14 protein-coding genes are annotated in these 12,364 nt (G+C 48.0%); 3 read left to right on the top strand and 11 right to left on the bottom strand.

Annotation, left to right across the window (positions count from 1 at the left end; all coding sequences use genetic code 11):
• Positions 1-3: 3 nt before the first annotated feature.
• On the bottom strand, positions 4-693 hold the full coding sequence (locus BQ7489_RS06665; protein ID WP_072530379.1) for a phosphatidylserine decarboxylase family protein: 690 nt from the start codon (positions 691-693) through the stop codon (positions 4-6).
• A 195-nt stretch (positions 694-888) separates the two neighbouring features.
• Between BQ7489_RS06665 and dnaE the strand changes: the two genes are divergently transcribed.
• From dnaE to BQ7489_RS06680, 3 genes are read left to right on the top strand one after another with little or no spacing between them, the layout of a single operon-like run.
• The gene (gene dnaE, locus BQ7489_RS06670) at positions 889-4,692 is read left to right on the top strand and encodes a DNA polymerase III subunit alpha (protein ID WP_072530380.1); all 3,804 of its coding nucleotides are present in this window, start codon (positions 889-891) and stop codon (positions 4,690-4,692) included.
• Between the two features lie 50 nt (positions 4,693-4,742).
• Complete coding sequence (trxA, locus tag BQ7489_RS06675; RefSeq protein WP_072530381.1) at positions 4,743-5,060, top strand: thioredoxin; 318 nt, start codon at positions 4,743-4,745, stop codon at positions 5,058-5,060.
• A 22-nt stretch (positions 5,061-5,082) separates the two neighbouring features.
• Positions 5,083-5,418: a hypothetical protein gene (locus tag BQ7489_RS06680; RefSeq protein ID WP_072530382.1), complete on the top strand. Its 336-nt coding sequence runs from the start codon at positions 5,083-5,085 to the stop codon at positions 5,416-5,418.
• A gap of 80 nt (positions 5,419-5,498) precedes the next feature.
• Here BQ7489_RS06680 and BQ7489_RS06685 read toward each other — a convergent pair whose 3' ends face one another.
• The 10 genes from BQ7489_RS06685 to BQ7489_RS06730 form a co-directional block, all read right to left on the bottom strand.
• Positions 5,499-6,383, bottom strand: a complete 885-nt coding sequence (locus BQ7489_RS06685; RefSeq protein WP_072530383.1) for a hypothetical protein — start codon at positions 6,381-6,383, stop codon at positions 5,499-5,501.
• A 12-nt stretch (positions 6,384-6,395) separates the two neighbouring features.
• On the bottom strand, positions 6,396-6,836 hold the full coding sequence (locus tag BQ7489_RS06690; protein ID WP_072532050.1) for a DUF6108 family protein: 441 nt from the start codon (positions 6,834-6,836) through the stop codon (positions 6,396-6,398).
• Between the two features lie 12 nt (positions 6,837-6,848).
• On the bottom strand, positions 6,849-7,355 hold the full coding sequence (locus tag BQ7489_RS06695) for a hypothetical protein (protein WP_072530384.1): 507 nt from the start codon (positions 7,353-7,355) through the stop codon (positions 6,849-6,851).
• Positions 7,321-7,854, bottom strand: a complete 534-nt coding sequence (locus tag BQ7489_RS06700; protein WP_072530385.1) for an RNA polymerase sigma factor — start codon at positions 7,852-7,854, stop codon at positions 7,321-7,323. Before BQ7489_RS06700 ends, BQ7489_RS06695 begins: the two co-directional genes overlap by 35 nt.
• Before the next feature lie 213 nt (positions 7,855-8,067).
• Positions 8,068-8,289, bottom strand: coding sequence for an immunity 17 family protein (locus tag BQ7489_RS06705; RefSeq protein WP_072530386.1), 222 nt, complete (start codon positions 8,287-8,289; stop codon positions 8,068-8,070).
• 18 nt (positions 8,290-8,307) lie between these two features.
• Positions 8,308-8,733: a tRNA (adenosine(37)-N6)-threonylcarbamoyltransferase complex ATPase subunit type 1 TsaE gene (tsaE, locus tag BQ7489_RS06710; protein ID WP_072530387.1), complete on the bottom strand. Its 426-nt coding sequence runs from the start codon at positions 8,731-8,733 to the stop codon at positions 8,308-8,310.
• Between the two features lie 69 nt (positions 8,734-8,802).
• A complete protein-coding gene (locus tag BQ7489_RS06715) occupies positions 8,803-9,621 on the bottom strand; it encodes a metal ABC transporter permease (RefSeq protein WP_072530388.1) in 819 nt (272 codons plus the stop codon).
• Positions 9,622-9,624: 3 nt separating this feature from the next.
• The gene (locus BQ7489_RS06720; protein WP_113745242.1) at positions 9,625-10,065 is read right to left on the bottom strand and encodes a YneF family protein; all 441 of its coding nucleotides are present in this window, start codon (positions 10,063-10,065) and stop codon (positions 9,625-9,627) included.
• Positions 10,066-10,102: 37 nt separating this feature from the next.
• Entirely contained in the window at positions 10,103-11,338 is a 1,236-nt protein-coding gene (locus tag BQ7489_RS06725; protein WP_072530389.1) for a 3-phosphoshikimate 1-carboxyvinyltransferase, read from the bottom strand.
• Positions 11,339-11,466: 128 nt separating this feature from the next.
• Entirely contained in the window at positions 11,467-12,342 is an 876-nt protein-coding gene (locus tag BQ7489_RS06730) for a helix-turn-helix transcriptional regulator (RefSeq protein WP_072530390.1), read from the bottom strand.
• Between the last annotated feature and the right edge of the window lie 22 nt (positions 12,343-12,364).

Consider the following 12,364-nt stretch of genomic DNA (forward strand, 5'->3'; position numbering starts at 1 on the left):
GTTTTATTTCAGTTTGGCGATAACAGTCTGGTCGCCGGTCGTCTTCTGTCCCATAGTTACGCAGACTTCTGTTCCAAGAGGCAGATAAACGTCGACCCGCGAGCCGAACTTGATAAAGCCCATATGCTCGTCAATGAAACATTCTTCTCCCTTTTCGGCGTAGGTTACAATACGCCGTGCAATGGCGCCCGCAATCTGGCGTGCCATTACGGTATGCCCTTCCGGGGTTTCAATCACCACCATGGAACGTTCGTTTTCGGTGCTGGCTTTGGGGAGCCAGGCCTTCATGAAACGTCCGTTATGATGGTCTACATGCACTACGGTCCCGTCTACGGGATACCAGTTGGCGTGTACGTTGGTAATGCTCATGAAGATGGAAATCATCAGCCGGCGGTCGTGGAAGTATTCGTTTTCGTCTACTTCCTCTATAACCACCACCTTCCCGTCGGCAGGTGCCACTACAATCTTTTCTGTATCTGATCCGAACAGCCGGATAGGGCTGCGGAAGAAGTTTACCATCAATGAATAAAGGACGACGCTTATGGCTGCAACGAAGTAGAAGGGAATCTTACATTCGATTCCGCAATACAGGGCTGCGTTGATTATAATCAGGATGATTGCACCGGTAATCAGGATATGCGTACCTTCCCTGTGCAGTCTTATCTTTTTTATTTTTTTTCTTATCCGATTCATAACAAAAGTCTGCGTTTATCCGTGCAAAAATATAGTTAATTTAAAGATCTTCCAAATAAACATAGGTTGAATTAAGGATTTACTTTCTTTTTTCTTTAAAAAGTATTCATTGAAGTTAAGTTTATTCCATTGTTTTTGTTTCTTCTCCAAAACCTCGGTATCTTTGAAGTCGGTTAATGTGAATTTCGTAACTATATGCAGGATTTTGTTCATTTGCACGTACATAGCCAATATTCGATATTGGACGGTCAGGCTTCGATTGCGCGTCTGGTAGACAAGGCCATAGCCAATGGCATGCGCGGAATTGCAGTTACCGATCATGGCGACATGTTCGGTATCAAGGAGTTTTTCAATTATGTAAACAAGAAGAACGGAGGGACCAACGCCGAGATAAAGGAACTGAAAAAGAAGATTGCCGACTTGGAAAGCGGCAAGGGCGGAGCGGAAAATCCCGAAGAGGAGCTGGCAGCCTGCAAGGAACAGTTGGAGGCGGCCCGGAAAAAGCTGTTCAAGCCTATTTTCGGTTGTGAAATGTATGTGGCACGCCGCCGGATGACCGACAAGGAGGGAAAGCAGGACCAGAGCGGTTACCACCTGGTGGTGCTGGCCAAGAACCTGAAGGGATATCATAATCTGATCAAACTGGTGTCCAAGGCATGGACACAGGGATTCTATATGCGTCCGCGTACTGACCGCGAAGAATTGAAGAAATATCATGAAGGACTGATTGTCTGTTCAGCCTGTCTGGGAGGGGAGGTGCCTAGAAAGATTACGGCCGGTGATTTTGCCGGTGCCGAAGAGGCTGTCCGCTGGTATAAGGACCTGTTCGGTGACGATTATTATTTGGAGCTGCAGCGCCATAAGGTTACCGACCCGAAGCAGCGGGCCAACCGGGAAGTCTATCCGTTGCAGGAGGTGGTCAACAAGAAACTTATCGAATATTCGAAGAAATATGGCATCCGGCTGGTGTGTACGAACGACGTGCATTTCGTGGATGAAGAGAATGCCGAGGCGCATGACCGCCTGATATGCCTGAGCACGGGAAAGGATTTGGACGATCCGAACCGTATGCTCTACACCAAGCAGGAATGGATGAAGACCCGCGAGGAGATGAACGAGATTTTTGCCGATGTGCCGGAGGCGCTTTCGAATACGGTCGATATATGCGACCAGGTTGAATTCTATTCCATCGACCATGCGCCTATCATGCCGAACTTCGAGATTCCGGAAGAGTTCGGTACGGAAGAAGGGTATCGGCAGAAATTTACCGAAAAAGACCTGTTCGATGAGTTTACCCGTGACGAGAACGGGAACGTAGTGATGGACGAGGCTTCGGCCAAGGCCAAGATAGAGCGTCTGGGGGGCTATGACAAGCTGTACCGTATCAAGTTGGAGGCCGATTACCTGGCTAAACTGGCATACGACGGTGCAAAACGCCGTTATGGAGAAAACCTTTCGGACGAGGTAAGGGAGCGTATCAAGTTTGAGCTGCATATCATGAAGACCATGGGTTTTCCGGGCTACTTCCTGATTGTGCAGGACTTTATATCGGCGGCACGTTACAAACTGGACGTTTCGGTGGGACCGGGACGTGGTTCGGCTGCGGGGTCGGCTGTCGCCTACTGCTTGGGTATCACCCAGATCGACCCTATCAAGTACGATCTGCTGTTCGAACGTTTCCTGAACCCCGACCGTATTTCTCTGCCTGATATCGATGTCGACTTTGATGACGACGGACGTGGAAGGGTGCTGAACTGGGTAACCGAAAAGTACGGTCAGGAGAAGGTGGCACATATTATTACATACGGTACTATGGCTACCAAACTGGCCATCAAGGATGTGGCCCGTGTGCAGAAGCTCCCCCTGTCGGAATCCGACCGGCTCTGCAAGCTGATTCCCGACAAGATTCCCGACAAGAAGCTGAACCTGCCCAATGCCATTGCCTATGTTCCGGAGCTGCAGGCCGCGGAAGTTTCTTCCGATCCGGTTCTGCGTGATACCATCAAGTATGCCAAGATGCTGGAAGGGAACGTCCGCAATACGGGTGTGCATGCTTGCGGTACCATCATTTGCCGTGACGACATTACCGACTGGGTGCCTGTAAGCACCGCCGATGACAAAGAGACCGGCGAGAAGATGCTGGTTACACAGTATGAAGGTTCGGTGATTGAAGATACCGGACTGATCAAGATGGACTTCCTGGGGCTGAAGACCTTGTCTATCATCAAGGAGGCTCTGGAGAATATCCGTCACAGTAAGGGCATAGAACTGAACATTGACGAGATACCGATTGACGATCCGGCCACTTACAAACTGTACAGCGACGGCCGTACCGTCGGTACCTTCCAGTTTGAATCGGCCGGTATGCAGAAATATCTGCGTGAGCTTCAGCCTACCACATTCGAGGACCTGATAGCCATGAATGCTCTGTACCGCCCGGGGCCTATGGATTACATCCCCGATTTTATCGACCGTAAACAGGGTCGCAAACCTATCGAGTATGATATCCCCTGTATGGAGAAATACCTGAAAGATACGTATGGCATTACGGTATATCAGGAGCAGGTGATGTTGCTGTCGCGTCTGCTGGCCGACTTTACCCGAGGCGAATCGGACGCCTTGCGTAAGGCTATGGGTAAGAAGCTGCGTGACAAGCTGGACCATATGAAACCGAAATTCATAGAGGGCGGAAAGAAGAACGGGCACGATCCGAAGATTCTGGAAAAGATATGGGCCGATTGGGAGAAGTTCGCTTCGTATGCGTTCAACAAGTCGCATGCCACATGTTATTCATGGGTAGCCTACCAGACAGCCTATCTGAAAGCCAACTATCCGTCGGAGTACATGGCTGCCACCATGAGCCGTAACATTTCGAACATTACCGAAATCACGAAGCTGATGGACGAGTCGAAAGCTACGGGGGTCAATGTACTCGGTCCGGATATCAATGAAAGTAGCATGAAGTTTTCCGTAAACCGGCGCGGCGACATCCGTTTCGGGCTGGGAGCTATCAAAGGAGTAGGCGAGTCGGCCGTACAGAGTATCCTCACGGAGCGTGAGAAGAACGGTCCGTTCAAGAATATCTTTGATTTTGTACAGCGTGTGAACCTGTCGGCCTGTAACCGTAAGAACATTGAAAACCTGGCTCTTGCCGGTGGGTTCGACAGTTTTCCGGGTATCAAGCGTGAAGATTTCTTCGTGAAGAACGCCAAAGATGAGAGTTTTACCGAAGTGCTTGTTCGCTACGGAAATAAGTATCAGATAGACAAGGCCGCCGCTGCCAATTCCTTGTTTGGCGGAGAGCATGAGGTGGAGATCGCTACCCCCGAGATAGTGAGCGCACCGGCATGGAGTGACCTGGAACGTCTCAACAAAGAGCGTGAACTGGTAGGTATCTATCTGTCGGCACATCCGTTGGACGAGTTTTCGGTCATTCTGGAAAATGTGTGCACTACACGTATGGCCGATCTGTCCGACCTCACTCCGCTTCAGAACCATGACATTACGTTGGGGGGTATCGTTACCGGTGTGAGGGAAGGATATACCAAGACCGGAAAGCCGTATGGAATCGCCAAGGTGGAAGATTATTCGGGTACTGCCGAGTTCGCCTTCTTCGGCAATGACTGGGTAGAGAAGAAGAATTTTTTTGTGGAAGGCATGTTCCTTTTCATGCGTGGAAAGTGTCAGCCCCGACAGTGGAAGCAGGATGAATGGGAAGTGAGGATAAACAGCATCGAACTGCTGCCGGAGGTAAAGGAACGGCTCATCGAGAAGATTACCGTATCGGCCCCGCTGTCGGCGGTAAACAAGGAGATGATCATGGAGCTCAGTTCGCTTATAAAGGAGCATCCGGGAAACACCGAACTTTACTTCTTTATCCGTGATGAAGACGGGCAGATGCATGTGAACCTGCAGTCGCGTACCATGAAGATTTCTGTCCAAAAGGATCTGGTGAATTATTTAAAAAGCCAGCCATTGTTGGACTATAAAATAAATTAGTATATATTTGCGTACATAAAATAATCAACAAAGTAATTAAGAAAAGAATTATGGCACTTGTAATTAAAGATGACAATTTTGAAGCTATCGTAGCTGAGGGCAAACCTGTAGTGTTGGATTTCTGGGCAACTTGGTGCGGACCTTGTAAACAGATTGCTCCATACATTGAAGAGCTGGCCGAAGAATTCAAGGATACCGTGAATATCGGAAAATGTGACGTTGATGACAATTCGGAACTTACAGCCCAGTTTGGTGTCCGTAATATACCTACCGTACTGTTTATCAAAGACGGTAAAGTAATGGACAAACAGGTCGGTGCAACTTCCAAGGCTGCTTTGAAGGAAAAAGTAGAAGCATTATTAAAATAATCATTTATAAAAATCTGAGACTATGGGAATGGAAGACGATTTCTTGTTGGAAGATGAGGACGATGAAAAGACAATTGAGTTTATCAAGAGTTATCTGCCTCAGGATTCGAAGGATAAATTTACAGACGATGACCTGTATTATATTCTGGATTTGATTGTGGACTATTATACTACAAGCGGCTGTCTGGATGTTCAGCCTGATGACGAGGGTTACATCAACATCGACCAGGATGAAATTGTAAACTACATAGTCAAGGAAGCGGACAAGGACGGAATGGGACCTTACAATCCGGACGATGTGTTCTTTGTAGTCCAGGGAGAAATGGAATACGGGAATTCATTGGGACAGGTGGAATAATAAGGATTCCTTTAGTATAGCTGGAGAGAGGGGATATCGGTGCGCGGATATCCCCTCTCTTTTTATGTGTATGCGGGATGTTACAGCCCTATTCCGAATCCGGCAGAGAAACTGCTGAATTCCGGTCCGAAACCGGATTGGAACACGTGGCACGGAGCGTATTTCAGATAGATGTGCAGATTTTTGAATACGCGGAAATCAACGAGCAGGTCAATGGTTACCGGAGCCTGGTGGATGTCCTTGTTTTTGATCTTCATCTTTTCGCCTTCGGCCGTGGTATATCGGGTAAGCAGACTTCCGTGCGTGTTGAAGTTGAGCATCGGCCCGAACATGATGCCCGAATTGCGTGATACGGGTATTTCATAAAAGCATGAAAAGGTCCAGCTGAATATTTTCAGGCGTGAGAAGTCCGGGTCGGTTCCGTCCGGGTAAGTATTTACAGTAACGCTGTTCCCATCCTTGTTGAAATAGTTCATTCCCATCATGCGGTAGTTTTTCCAGTTGATACCTCCAGCCAGGCTGAAGCGGTTATATTCGAGATACAGTAACCGGGGCATGGATATTTCGAAAGAACGTCCCATATCTGTATTCATATTTCCGGGAGCGCCCGTCGGGCAGATGAATCCGACGGATATGCCGCCTACCCCGATTTCCCATTTGTTGTTTTTCTTCCTGCTTTTCTTCTTGTCTGAAACGAAAGGCACTTTGAAGTCCCAGTTTTTTTCCGTGACGGAAGCTATCGTGTTGCTGTCCTGTGCTATCGTATAGTTATACCGGTAATGAGGATTTCCTTTTGCCCCCTTGACCTCAATCTGATACGCGTCGTTGCCGTTGATGAGGCGTACGGTGTCGGCCGAAAGGATAAGTGTCGTGTCTTTTTCAATGGACGGATAGGCTTGTGCCGCCAGCGCCGCGAAACACAGCACAGCAGCAAAAGCGATTTTAGTCAGATTTCTTTTCATCATAGTAGCATTATTTTAATTGAACATTTTTTTCAGTTGCTCGAGTGTGGCATGTCCCTCCATGTAGATGAGGGTAATTTCCTGGCTTTTCCTGTTACGTAACGTATTGTTCCGGTAGAAAAGGTAGCTGTAACTGCCGTCTGTCTTTCTGAAACAATAGAAGGCGTAATAGATATGGCCTCCTATGGTCCCGATTTCCTTGTCGGCAGCCTCTTGTCCGTCGGCTTTCACCAGCTTTTCGATGGCGTCTCGTTGTCCGGGAGTCGTTTTCAGTGTCTGGCTCCGGAAATACTCCAGATTGTAGGGCTTCAGTTCACGCCCTTTGATTATGATTTCTTTCTGTCCCTTTCCCAATGTCGTCTTGCCGAATACGGGTGCCACGTTCATTCCCGACTGGGCATACGCATGGGGTGTTACGGCCAGCAGGCAGAACAGGAAAAATAGTATTTTTTTCATATGCATAACGGGTTATTCTTTAGTGACGGTAATCTCTTTATCATTCATGCTGCCGAACAGGTCATGCAGCTGTTCTTCGGCCGACGGCAGTCTGTTGTCGTTCAAGCCTATATCCTGCATGGAAGACCTCATCTGCTGCATGACAAATTCCCTGTCGGTATATTTTTCTCCGTTCATATAGGCTACGCAGTAGTTGTTATGCCGGTAATATGCCTGTGCCCCGATAAACAGCGCTGCCAGGAAACAGGCTGCGGCCGTCCAGTACCGGTAGATGTGCCTGCTTTTCCTTTTCTGCATATCCGTTGTGCGTGAAAGTGCCCGGCCGGCCGCAAAATATCCCATTACCGCCTTGACGTCGTCCATCGACGTGTCTTCTTCGGGTAGTCCGGCTATGTATCCCTTCAAGGCACGTTCCTCTTCTACCGAAGTCCGGGCGTCGAAATATTTTTCGGTCAGTTCCCTCCAGTATGCCTTGCCGTACGGTTCATGGGTTGTTGAATGACTTCTTTTTCTTTTCATCGTTTTGTTGTTGATAGATTGAACGTATCATTTTACGTGCTCTTGAGAGCTGCATCCTGACAGCCGTTTCCTGCATGTCGAGTGCTCTGGCTATTTCAGCGTAGTCTTCGTCTTCGTATTCCCGTCGCCGGATGATTTCACGTTGCAGGGGTGACAGTCCGGTTTCGATAATCCGTTCTACGGCAAGGAAAGATTCCTTCATTTCAAGTCTGTCGGACGGTGACGGTTCTTCCGGAGCGTCCTTTTCGTCATCTATTCCGGTTGTCGGACGTCTCTGTTGTTCCCGGAGCCTGTCGATACAGAGGTTATGTATGGTGGCGGCAGTCAGGGCCTGCGTCCTTTGCGGATCGTCCAGTTCATCTTTTTGGGGCCACAGTCTGCAGAATGCATCCTGAAGCACATCATCTGCATCGTCATCGTTGTGAAGAATACGCCGTGCCATCAGTTGGAAACGTTTCCTCAGCCTGGTAAACGTGTAGGTCAGCGTTTCTTCACTCATGTCGGTCTGGTATTTGGTTCATTTCTCATGTCTTTTACTTGTCGTTTCTACAAGGTTAACGGAAAAGGACGGCTTTTGTAACAGGAAAAAACGTTTTTTTTAGAAATTATTTCAGGATATATAAAGAAGAGGCAGACCATACTCTAAATATGGCCTGCCTCTTTCACTATTATAATTATACCGGACTGCAGGGCCCGGTGGCCCCGTCCTTTTTTACACTATCCCTTGGATGGAAAGAAAGAAGAAAACACCTGTCGCAATCATCAGGCATCCCAATGCCGCATAGAACAGGCGGGCCCGGTTACGTCCGGCACTGGCTACGATAAATTGTGTGTTGCGGGCGGTAAAGAACCAGTCCCAGTTGAACACGGCAGCCAGTAGAGCCAGCAGGCCTGTAATGACAAATATTGCCTGGATTATATAATGTGTGACCATAGGGACTTCCTCCGTTATTTATTCTCCGGCGTCGAAGCGTATGGTACGTGAACCGTCTTCGTTTTCATCGATATGGACGTTTACCGCATCACCCGGCAGCAGATCTTCGATGAGTTCGGGCCATTCTATGAAGCATAGTGCACCGCTGTAGAAATAGTCTTCGTATCCCATGTCATAGACTTCTTCCAGTTTCTTGATGCGGTAGAAGTCGAAATGATAGATCAGTTCACCCGTCTTGTCCGAGCGGTATTCGTTTACGATGGCGAATGTGGGCGAATTGATTACGTCTGTTACTCCCAGTTCTTCGCATACGGCTTTGATGAAGGTTGTTTTTCCGGCACCCATTTTCCCGTAGAATGCGAAAACGGTATTGTCTCCCATGGCTGCAATGAACTGTTTGGCAGCTTCATGAATATTTTCGAGTGAAGTGATTTTGATTTCCATAAGGCATATTTATTTCGATTATCTGCAAAAGTAACTAATTTTTCAGTAATTGCTTCGTGTCGGCTCCGATTATTCTTTCCTCAGGAGGCTACGGTATATCTTGGCGAGTGTATAGATGATGATGGAAACGAAGATGATGGAAGCTCCCGAGGGGATCTGGTACCTGTAAGAGAAAAACAGTCCTCCCAGGCAGCTGATATACCCGATACCTACCGAGAGCCAGATAATGTTCCTGAACTTGTAAGTAAAGAGGTTGGCCGTCATCTGTGGCAGTGTAAGCAGGGAGATTGCCAGGACTATACCTACCATGCGCAGGCACGATACGATGGTCAATGCGATAAACATCATAAGCATGTATTCGAAAAAGGCCACGGGCATCTGCTGTGAACGGGCATATTCACGGTCGAACGCTATGGCTACGATAGGCCTCATGAAAAGGGTGAAGAAGATAGCCAGTGCCACGCTGATTATTCCCAGCAGGATGATGTCGGCACGGGTAATGGTCAGGATATTCCCGAAAAGAAATGACGAGAGGTCGGGGGTGAATCCCGGGGCCAGGAAACTGAATATGATACCTACCGCCATGCCGAAGGTCCAGAACACCGCAATGGCCGAATCTTCGCGCATGTCGCTCCGTTTGCTCAACCATTCCACGCCAAAGGCCGAAAGTACCGAGAATATGGCTGCTGTGAGCAGAGGGGATATGCCTGTATAGAGACCTATTCCTACACCTCCGAACGAGGCATGTGTAATGCCTCCGCTGATGAACACCAGCCGTCGGGTTACGATATAGGTACCGATGATTCCGCAGGCAATGCTGGCGAAGAGGCTTCCCAGCAGGGCATGCTGGAAGAAGGTATAATTGAAAAGTTCGAGTAAGTTGTCCATGTCTCAGCTTTTAGTGGTAGAATCCTGGTTGAAGCGCCGTTCGCCTACAATCAGGAAAAGTTCGTCCTTCAGTTCATCGGGCAGTTCTATGCCACGCAGCTGCAGGCTGCGGCTCCATCCGGCTACGTCTACCTCCTGCATGGTGTAGAGTATGTCCCGGAATTCTTCAATTTCCTCATCGCTGTATCCGTTGCCCGGACGTCCCTTGAAACGGTCCAGTTCTTCATCGTCATAGTACTCTATTTTCTTGCTTACCGCCGCCAGCAGACTTTCTTTTTCGCATATCTGGTGTTGTCCGCAACATTCACTGTCTACAGTCTTTACTTCGGGGGCTTCTTTTAGCTCTCCTTTTGCTATTTTCCTGTTGATGTTGCGGTTATAGAAATATCCGGCAATGAGTCCGAAAACAACTACTCCTATCAGGATAAGAATCAAAATCCACATGTTTCCACTCTTTTGTTATTTTTCCAGTAAATATCATTTATTCTTTTTCACCGATGATGGAAAAGCCTGCCTGTTCCAGGTTTTCCCAGTAATGCGGATACGATTTGCTCACTACGTGCGGGTCATTGATCCGGATTTCGCCCAGTCTGATGCAGGCTGGCGCAAAGGCCATGGCCATCCGGTGGTCTTCATACGTATCGATGCAGGGGAGTGCATCCGGAGTACAACGTCCGCCGTCCCAGAAAAGTTCAGAACCATTTGCTTCCCGGATGGGATAGCCCAGCTTTTTCAGTTCGGTGATAAGAGCCGCCATGCGGTCGGTCTCTTTGATTTTCAGGCTTTGCAGTCCGTAGAAATGGAACGGGATGTCCAGCATGGCGCATGTCACTACGAAAGTCTGGGCCAGATCGGGCTGGTTCACGAAATCGTACTCCATGTGTTCCGTCCTCTTTCCGCTTTTTTTCAGCATGACGGTCCGTTCGCCGTAAACCGTTTCAACTCCCAGCTGCCGGAATATCTCCGCCACTTCCGAGTCTCCTTGAAAACTTTGCCTGAAAAGTCCCGGAAGCTCTATCGTCGCATTGTCCGAAAGTGCGCATATTTCATACCAGTAAGACGCTGCGCTCCAGTCGCTTTCCACATAATATGGAGTTGGCTTGTATGGTACAGGCTTGACCTCGAGGCAATTGTCGGACATCCACCCGGCTTCCGCTCCGAATTCGTCCATCATGCGGAGGGTGAGGTTGATGTACGGACGTGAAACGATATCGCCTGTCAGTGTCAGTTTCAATCCTTTTCCAAGTGCAGGGCCTATCATCAGCAAGGCTGATATGTATTGGGAGCTTACGTTCCCGGGCAAACTGATTTCATGGTTGGTGAGTTGGCATCCGGTAATCCGGAGCGGAGGGTAACCTTCGTTCCCTGTATATTCAATGCGGGCTCCCAACGCGCGCAAGGCATCGACCAGGATACGGATAGGACGTTGCTTCATGCGCTCGGTTCCGGTAATGACATGCGTGCCTTGCGTGACGGACAGGAATGCTGTCAGGAACCGCATGGCCGTTCCTGCCGCCATGATATCGATTACCGGTGTCATTTCCTGCAAAGCGCGTATCATGACACGCGTATCGTCGCAATCGGAAAGGTTTTCCGGCTGGAATCCGCTTCCTGCCAGTGCGTTCATAATGAGTGCACGGTTGCAGATACTTTTGGAAGAGGGTAGCTGGATGCGGGTCTGTATATCGGCCGGAGGGGTTATTTTTATTCGCTTCATGCTGATTTGGATTGTTCTGTTTTGTTGACTGGCAAAAGTACGAATAAAAAGTGATAAACAGAAAAATGTAATGATGTTATTGGCCGATGTATCTTATATGCTTTCTATAGAGACAACTGATTTGTTATTCATTGTCTATCGGTAGATAGTGTGTCAATGCAATTTTTTTCCATGCGGAATTTTTTTGGAGACATTCCTGTATTTTTCTTGAAGAAACGGCTCAGGTAGGATGAATCGGGAAACTGACAGATGTTTGCTATTTCGGTGACAGACAGATCGGGATTATTCAACTGTACCTTAATTTCAGCGGTCAGTTGCTCGTCAATCACTTCCTTCGGTGTCTTTCCGTTGGCGTAAGTGACGGTTATTTCGTTAAGGTAGCGTGCGGAAATACAGAGTTTTTCTGCATAGAACAAGACTTGATGTTCCCGTACAGCATGTTCATGTACCAGATGCATGAAGCGGTGAAACAACAATTGTTTCCTTGTATATGAATGTGTTACCGAAACGTATGTTTCAGGGATGGAACTGAATATCCATAAGAACATGCTCTGCAGGAAGTTCAGTTCCAACCTTTCGGTAAAAGGGGAGGCCGGTCGGGTGAACAGCATCTGTCCCATATCCATCCAAAGATTGATGTTTTTCCAGCTTTGGAGATTGCCTGTATTTCCGTGGTCAAACAGCGGAAATTCTTTCATGTAGTTGAAATAGGTGCTGTCTAGTGATACAGCAGCCTGTAGGAAAACTTTGGAAGGATAAAGCAGAAGTCGTACGTGGAAATCGGGCGAGGCTTCCATCAGTTGCATGATGCTTCCGTGCCAGAAAATCAGTTCACATCTTTCTTTCAGCTTGAATTGTTGTGCCCCCGTAGAAATAATCCCGTATCCATTGGTGCAGATTATCTGAATACAACAATCGAAATGGAACGGAGAGTTGAGAAGAAAACTGAGGTCACTTTCTTCATAATGGATCCCGGATAGGGGAAATGATAGGGGTATATTCATGAAATTTACTTTTATGAAACAA

The sequence above is a fragment of the Bacteroides ilei genome (assembly GCF_900128495.1).
GTDB lineage: Bacteria > Bacteroidota > Bacteroidia > Bacteroidales > Bacteroidaceae > Phocaeicola > Phocaeicola ilei.